The sequence below is a fragment of the Streptomyces sp. RP5T genome (genome assembly GCF_003933965.1).
Taxonomy (GTDB): domain Bacteria; phylum Actinomycetota; class Actinomycetes; order Streptomycetales; family Streptomycetaceae; genus Streptomyces.
Genome location: NZ_RSAJ01000487.1, coordinates 1 through 6,275, shown reverse-complemented (window position 1 = coordinate 6,275; position 6,275 = coordinate 1). Strand labels below are relative to the sequence as shown.

2 protein-coding genes and 1 pseudogene are annotated in these 6,275 nt (G+C 72.5%); all 3 read right to left on the bottom strand.

Features of this window, described 5'->3' with window-relative positions; translation table 11 throughout:
- Positions 1 to 390 (bottom strand): annotated as a pseudogene (locus EHS43_RS34230) (hypothetical protein); the annotation flags it as partial.
- Entirely contained in the window at positions 387 to 1,070 is a 684-nt protein-coding gene (locus tag EHS43_RS34225) for a type VII secretion system-associated protein (protein WP_125194535.1), read from the bottom strand. The gene EHS43_RS34225 and the pseudogene EHS43_RS34230, both read right to left, overlap by 4 nt.
- Positions 1,067 to 6,232 carry a hypothetical protein gene (locus EHS43_RS34220; RefSeq protein WP_125194534.1) on the bottom strand — a complete coding sequence of 1,722 codons (5,166 nt, stop codon included), beginning with the start codon at positions 6,230 to 6,232 and terminating at the stop codon, positions 1,067 to 1,069. Before EHS43_RS34220 ends, EHS43_RS34225 begins: the two co-directional genes overlap by 4 nt.
- Between the last annotated feature and the right edge of the window lie 43 nt (positions 6,233 to 6,275).

The following is a 6,275-nucleotide window of genomic DNA, read 5'->3' as shown; positions in this document are numbered from 1 at the left end:
CCATGTGCCCGTACGTGATCTGCGTGCGGTACCTGCGGCGGCCGTCGGCAGCGGCTCCGCGGAGGCGGTGAGTGCCGCGAACTCCGCCGCCGCTGCCGAGAGCGGGGGTGCGTTCTCGGCCGGGTCGGTGACCGTGTCGGCGGTGCCGGACGACGTCCCGGACTGTGGGCGGGCGACGGCGGCGGAGGCTTCCGCGATCGCCGACGTGCCCCTCAGGCGGCGGGGGAGCGCGAGGGACGCGGTGCGCGCGGTGGCTGCGGACTCCGCCCGGTCTGACTTCGCCGGGTCGAGCTCCGCCCGTCCGGACTCCACCGGTCCGAGTTCTGCCCCGGCCGCCTCGGAAGCGGCCGTCGAGGCCTCGGCCTCTGGGTCGTGGGACGAGGCAGTCACTCGGCACCCCCCACTGCACCGGAGCTGGAGCTGGAGCTGGAGCTGGAGCTGGAGCTGGAGCTGGAGCCGGAGCCCGAAGCCCGGTCCGGGGTCGCGTCCGCAGCGGCCGCCGACTCCAACACCTCGGCCGCCGTCACCACCAGGCAGGCCGGCCCCGCCGGGTTCACCGTGAGCGTCATGCCGTAGGCCGCCAGGGCGGTGGCGGGGAGGGTGGCATGCGTCAGGGAGAGGGCGAAGGGCTGGTGGGCGGAGGACGTGAAGACCGGGACGGTCGGGGTGCCGTCGGAGGAGATGAGCGGCTGGGGCAGGCCGTCCCGGGTGCGGAGGAAGGTGACCTCCGCCCCGGCCAGAGCGCGTACGGCCTCCGTGACCGGTGCGTATCCCGTGACCGCCGCCTGGACCGCCGCGTCCACCGGGTCCGTCGGATCGGGCCAGCCGAGGGAGGCGGGGGAGGGGCGGTACTCCTCGTTGGGCTGCCATTCCTCGACCTCGCCGGAGAGCCCGGACCGCCACTCGCCGACCACCGCCCAGTGCGGTGGCGGTCCCTCGCCCCGCCAGCCGGGGTCGACGACACCGAGCCAGTGGTCGGGGGCGAGCCGGGCCGCCTCGCGGACGTCCTGCGGCAACGGCGGTGCGTTCGGCGGAAGTTGAGAGGCCCGCCCTGTCTCATTGCTGATCACGTACTGCTCCTGCTGTTCCTGCTGGGTGATGTGAGGTCATGAAGTGGGGACCCGGCGTCCAGGCGGTGCCCGATCCGCCTGAGCAGCCTGTCCAAGTCCGCCGTGCCGAGGTCCAGTTCGCGCACCGGGAGCGGGGTCTGCGGGGTGAGGGCCCAGGTAGCGGCGGCCGAGCTTCCCACCGTCAGCCCCGCGGTGTCCTGGTGGGTGACCTCCAGCGACTGGAAGTCCGGGTCGTCCGGGCCGATACCCGCGGGCACGGTGTCGTCGAGATCCTCGGTGACCGCGCCGTGGGCGGCGGTCTCGGCGGCTGGCGTCGGCGCGGGGGCCAGCAGGGCGGCGGTGATCGTGTCGAGGTCCCGGACGGTGAAGCCCTTGGTTCCGTGGTCCTTCAGGGACTTCTTGGCCCGGCGCTCGTCGTGCTCGGCCAGCACCCATCCGGGGTGCTTGAAGTCGTTGGCCAGTCGCTTGAGTTCGGCCGCCTGCTCCTCGGTCGGGATCTTTCCGTGGAGGGCCTTCGTCTGCTCCCAGACGGCCCGCGCCTCCAGGACGACGCGGCCGGAGAGCGTGGGCGACCGTTCGATGACGATCCGCTCGTAACCGGTCTTCAGCGGGGCCTTGGCCTTGGCGTTGTCGGAGTTCCACCGGGCCATGCGGTCGCCGCCGAAACTGTCCGGTTCCTCCAGGTAGTTGACCCGGTGGCCGGACAGGGCCATGGCTTCGAGATTGCCGCTGCGGAAGCCGAGGTGCGTGAGGTCGCCGCCGCTCTCGCGGTTCAGGTACTCGAAGAGCCGCATCTGGCCGGTGCGCGTGTCGCCTCCCCAAGTGGCCGTGCCGGCCTTGTCCTTCCAGAAGTCGGTGAGGTCGTGGACGTCCAGGCCGGCGAGCGCGTGCTCCCTGACCAGCTCCGGATAGTGGTGGCGGCGCCGGCCGTCGACCCTGGCGTCGCCCGCGATGACGACGAGGGGTCCCGGCGGATCGTCCTTCGTACGGTCGTGGATGCGGCCGAGAAGCTGGTCGATGCCGGTGTAGCTGGTGTCGTGCTCGACGTGGACGTCACCGCGCTTGCCGCTGAAGCGGGACCACAGGACGATCACCTTGCGCCCGGGATCCACACGGACACCCTTGGTGGCGAGCCAGGCGGCGACCCGTGCCCGGTCCTCCGGCGGGAAGCGTTCGTCGTCCAGCCCCCAGCCCGCGCGGACCTTCTGCCGCACCTCCGTGGAGAAGTGGTCGGCGATCCACTCCGTGCCCCCGCCCACACCGAGGACGAGGTTCTTCAGCTTGGACTTCGAAGGGGCGGCCTGGCCTGCCAAAGCCTTGGCGTTGACCTCGTCGAAGACCAGTCTGGCGTGTGCGTCACCATCGGTGTCGGCCGTGACGTCCACTTCGCGGATACGGTCGCGCGTGATGCCGCTCGCCCGGTAGAACGCGGCGATGTCGGCGCTGCGGTCCCGAGGGTTGTCGGGGTCCCGCGCGATCACGACGTGCAGGTTCTCGTCGCCGAGAAGGTAGGCGGCGATGCCGAACTGGTCGCCGGTGGCGTATCCCGGGTGGTGCAGCACCTTCTTGAGGCCGGGGTCGGGCTCCGCCTTCCTGGAGTGAAGGGCCGCCTTCTCCTCCTTGGACAGCTTGGACGAGGAGGCGCCGGACCCGTTCCCCTTCTTGCTGCCGTTGCCGCCGCCCTCCCACAGAGGGTCCCGGGCGTGCGCACTCCTCCCGGCGGGCCGCCCGGCGCCGGAGAGGCTCCCGGCACCTGCGGCCGGCGCGCCCTGGACGACCAGCCGGTCGGGCGCGGTGCCCGGAGCCGCCGTGGCGGCCGCGGCGAGGACCGCGCGGTACTGGCCCGGCGTGGGCGTGACCGTGCCCGGCAGGCCGAGGACGCGGCGGGTGATGCGGGTGAGCAGGTCAGTCGTCATCCGGGCGTCGGTGTACGGGTGCGAGGTGCCGCTCTCCCAGCGCAGTCTCTCCAGGGCGCCGATCCCCCGCAGCAGCTCGGGGTCGGCGCCGGTGTGGAGGCCGGTGGTCCCGCGCAGGGTGCGGACGAACTGGAGGGTGCGCCGGGTGACCCAGGGGTCGGGGGCGCCGTCGCCCCTGTGCTGCCCCGCCGCGCGGGCGAGTCCCGCCAGTTCGGTGCCGGACGGTTCGGGCAGGAACAGCCGCCACCGGCCCGCGACGACCTCGCCGGTCTCCGACTCGACGTCGAGGATCGGCCGTACCCGGCCCGAACCGTCCAACGCCGTACCGACCTTGGTGGTCGGCGCGTACACCGGGCGGCCCGTCACATTGGCGACGTGCTGGGCGACCGGCAGCCCACCGTGGGTGGGGGAGGCGCCGGTGGAGCAGGAGTAGAGGACGACCGGTTCGCCGGCGGGGCCCAGTCCGCCCCAGCGGACCAGGTAGCGGCCCAGCTCCCGGCCGCTGACGGTGACCGTGTGCGCGCCGTCCCGGTGCGGGCGGCCGTTCATGTGGGGCCGGTCCAGGGCGAGTTCGACCCGGGTCGGCTTGCCGTGCGCGGCGAAGAACGACACCTTCCTGTTCTTCCAGGGCACGTCCTTGGGTCCGCCGACGAGCACTCCGCGCCGCGGGCGGTGGTCCGCGTAGTCGGTCGTGGCCGTCACCGTCGGGTAGCGCCTCTCACGCCGTGCCCAGTCGGCGGGGGTGAAGGTGGCCTGACCCCGGGCCCCGCCGAGGCCGTAGCCGTTGACGGCCGTGTCCGGCACCTCGCCGTCGGTGAGTGTCCGCAGCCTCCCGCCACCGGTCACCGGGCGGGTGACCAGGCGGGTGGGCGCCGGATGCGGGCCGCCGACCAGGTACTCGGTGATCTTCTGGACGTCGTCCTCGTGAAAGCCTCTGGTCGCAGGGTCCTTGAGAGGCTTGTCGATGCCCCGCTGGTTGAGCTTGCCGAGGACCCACTTGGGGTGCTTGAAGTCCTGCTCCAGGTTCTTGAGTTCCGCCTTCTGCCGGGCATCGGTCGGGTTCTTGCCGTACTCCCTCTCCTTCTTCTCCCACGTGGCCCGCGCCTCGACGGCGATCTGGCCGGAGAGCGTGGGCGGCCGGCTGATGAGAATGCGTTCGTAGCCGGTCTGCACGGCGGAGGTCGAGTTGTGCGCGTGCCACTTGGCCATCCGTTCGCCGCCGATGCTGCCGGGCTCCTCCAGGTAGCGGACCTGGTGGCCGGAGAGGGCCATGGCTTCGAGGTTGCCGCTGCGAAAGCCGAGGTGCTTGAGATCGCCGCCGCTCTGCCGGTGGAGGTATTCGTACAGCCGCATCTGGCCGGTGCGGGTGTCGCCGCCCCAAGTGGCCACGCCCTTGCGGTCGTTCCAGAAGTCGGTGAGGTCGTGGACGGCCAGGCCGTTCTTCCAGTGCCGGGCGGTGAGGGCCGGGTAGTGGTCGGGGCGCTTGTCGTTGACCTTGGCGTCGCCCGCGATGATGACGAGGGGGCCGGGTGGGTCGTCCTTGGTGCGCTCGTGGATGCCGGTGAGGAGCTGGTCGATGCCGGTGTAGCTGGTGTCGTGCTCGACGTGGATGTCGCCGCGCTTGCCGCTGAAGCGGGACCACAGGACGATCACCTTGCGCCCGGGGTCCACGGTGATGCCCCGGGCGGCGAGCCAGGCGGCGACCTTCGCCTGGTCCTCCGGGGGGAATCCGGCGTCGTCCAGGCGCCAGCCGTGCCGGATCGTGGCCCGCAGGGGGTGGCTGAAGTGGTCGCCGATCCATGTGGTCCCGGTGCCGACGGGGACGCTGAGGAGGCCCAGTTGTCGTCTGCTGAGCCCGTCGAAGCCCTGGGTACCCGCGTTGATCTGCCGCACGATCTCCTCGGACCGTTGTTTCGCGGTCCTGGTCTGCGGGCCCCGCTGGAGGTGGATGCGCTCGGGCGAGATGCCGCTGGACCGGTAGAACGCGGCGATCTCCGGGCCCTTGTCCCGGCCGTCCGTGCCGGGTTCGGCGCTGTCCACCATGACGTGCAGGTCCGGGTCACCGTGCAGGGCGGCGGCGATGCCGAACTGGTCGCCGGTGGCGTAACCGGGCTGGGTGATCACCCTCTTGTAGCCGGGGCCCGGCGCCGGGGAGGACGACTCGGAGGCGGGCTTGCCGCCCTTCTCGCCCTTCGGGGGCTTTCCCTTGCCCTTGGCGCCGCCCTTGCCGCCGCTGTTCAGCAGCGCGTCCACGGTCGTGGAGCTGAGGGTGCGCAGCCGGTCCAGGACGCGGTCCTCGACGGCGAGGCCGTCCTGGCCGCGCAGCAGACCGACCAGTTCCTCGGCACGGTGGCCGCTGGTGGTCGCCGGTCGCACGAACGCCTCGCCGGCGGGTGCTTCCGGGGTCGGGGCGAGGGCGGGGGACGGGGAGTTCCCGATTGCCGAGTAGTGATCGGTGCCGTTGTAGTGAACGTAGAGCGGCCTGCCGGCACCGGAGTTGAGGGGCGTGTCCCGCGTGGCGCCGTCCTGGTGCTCCACGACGGTGACGTTCAGGCCGAGTGCGTGGGCGATCTCGGCGGGTGCGTAGTCGAAGAACGGCGTCGCCCACAGGTCGGTGCTGCGGATCGAGTCGGCGACCAGGTCGCCGAGCCGGCGTTGCCGGAAGTCTGCCAGGCGTGGATGCCGCCTCGCCCACCGCTCGTACCGCGCCTCCAGCAGCCGGGTCCAGAGCTGTTCGGCCCGCGCGGAGTCGTGTCCGGTCAGCCCTTCGCGGAGCTGGGTGCGCATCGTGCCGGCCTGGAGCCGGGCGGCCAGTCGCTCGCGCTCGGCGCGCGGCGCCCTGCGCACGTCCGGCTGGTAACCGGGCAGCAGGGCACGGATCGTGGTCTGGTTCAGGTCCGCGAGAACGGCCCGGTCGGCGGGGTCGGCGAGCCGCCGCAGCTCGTCGCGGTAGAGGTTGTCGCGCAGCTGGTTGTCGACCGTCTCGTTCTGCTCGCGGGACAGTCGGGGCGGCGGCGTGCCCAGCACCGCCGACAGCGTGTCCGCGTCGAGGTCCTGGACCAGGACGTCGAGGGCGTCCTGCCGGTTCAGCTCCCGGTACCGCGCGGACCCGCGGAACCGGCCCGCCGCGTGCTGCCGCAGCCGCGGGACGTCCATCGCGGTCAGCGCGGAGCCGTGGCCCTGGTGGTGCAGGCCGGCGAGCAGCGAGGTGAAGAAGCAGTCGCCGTCGCCGACGACGTCCAGCACACGGAGCTCTTGGTCGTGCCCGGGGAACGGGACGGTTCGGGTG